The sequence below is a fragment of the Rhizobium oryzicola genome (assembly GCF_030504645.1).
Taxonomy (GTDB): domain Bacteria; phylum Pseudomonadota; class Alphaproteobacteria; order Rhizobiales; family Rhizobiaceae; genus Neorhizobium; species Neorhizobium oryzicola.
Window position 1 is genome coordinate 1 of sequence record NZ_JAUKWQ010000025.1, and the last position, 1,590, is coordinate 1,590.

Sequence of the window (1,590 nt, forward strand, 5' to 3'; positions counted from 1 at the left end):
CCGCTTCCGCCTCAAGCTGCTTGTTACGGATGGCAGCCTGACGGAACACTTCCACAGAACCCGCCATGCCGCCAATCTCATCCTGACGGCTCGTGAACGGGATCAGAGACTGCGTATCGCCATCGGCAAGCGCCTGCATGGAACGGGTCAATGTGCCGATCGGCATGGCGACACGGCGCACAACAATCGCCATTCCCGCGATGGCCACAGCAACAGCACCCAGCAGCAGCAGGCTGTAGGCGATGACACTTGCAAAGGCAGAATCGGCAAGGGCATTTGCCTTGTCGTCCATGACCTTCATGGAAGCCACGACAACATCGGCAATAGCAGCCTGCGACTTGGAGCTTGGCGCCAGCCAGTTGTCCAGGGAAACGCCGACCGGCTCACGTGCGGACGCTTTCTTGAACATGCCATCCCGTGTCTCGGCGATCGCACCACTGAAATAGGCAGCTTCTGCCTTGGTGAGATACTGTTTCAGCTCGTCGGAAACCGTCGGGTGGTTGATCAGAGCACGCACCTGCAGCCAGCTCGCCGTGACCTTCGCATCCTGGCCGATCAGTTCAACGAGATCTGCCGTAGAAAGTACACCACCCGATGCGGCAGCCTTGTTGAGAACAATGTTTTCCGCACCTGCACCCGAGCGGGCCGCCCAGGCATTCGCCCGGATCTGCAGCAGATCCGTCAGACTGTTGTCGAGAACGCGGATCGCCGCTTCCGTAAAGAGCGCATTGGCTTCCAAGTCGGTCAAGACCGTGTCACCGAACGACATCTGCTTGGCGTTGACGTCCTTGTTGCGGCTTTCCAAAGGCAAGGCCAATTGCGTGTCGATCTGGGAACGCATAGCGACGATCGTGTCGTAATTCCCTTTGATCTTCGTGAGCATGGACGCAAATTCGGGCCTATCAGCCGCCTGAACGGATTTCTCGATCGCCTTCATCGCGGCATCGACCTTCTGGCGATCGACAGGGATATCCTTGGGCGTCGTGCCAGCCTTCTCCGGGGTGGTGATCATGGCCGTGTTGGTGTGGCCGCGCTCAAGCCGGTAGTTCAGCAGGAAATCAAAAAGTGCCTTGTCGATGGCCGTCAAGGCCGCCACTTTTGTGAATGTCCGATACGTGGAGTAGGAGGCCAACAGTGACTGAGACACAACTGCGCCTAAAGCAAGACTGATAACCAGGAAGACAGAGACAAGTACGTTCTTGATCGAAAACATGGATTTAGCCAACCCGTTGCATATTGGGCCGTAGAGTGGTCACCTTAAAGTAAAATCATACTAAAATTAGCATCTGCGAAAAATAACCGGTGAATTCCAATACAGAGACAGCTTTTGCGAGCAATTTAAAAAAATTACACCGCAAAGAAAAGGTTGATGGATTTATAAGCACGCGAAAACACAAAGGCCGGCGCTTGGATCGCCGGCCTTGCTATTGAAATCGCGCTAAAGCTGATCGCTTCAGAAAGACTCCCACTGTGGTGCGACAGCGGCATTGCCGGTGCGACCACGTGGTGCAGCCGGTGCACGCGCAGGGGCCGATGTCGAAGAGCGCATGGCCGCTGCAGCACCGCGAAGCTGCTGCGCGTCATTACCCA

At 56.0% G+C, this 1,590-nt stretch carries 2 protein-coding genes; both read right to left on the reverse strand.

The annotated features are described in order from the left end of the window. Window positions 1–1,096: HAMP domain-containing protein (locus Q2T52_RS26720; RefSeq protein WP_302079936.1), on the reverse strand; the 1,096-nt coding region annotated here is incomplete at its 3' end. A gap of 251 nt (window positions 1,097–1,347) precedes the next feature. After that, on the reverse strand, window positions 1,348–1,590 hold a 243-nt coding region (locus tag Q2T52_RS26725; RefSeq protein WP_302079937.1), incomplete at its 5' end, for a hypothetical protein.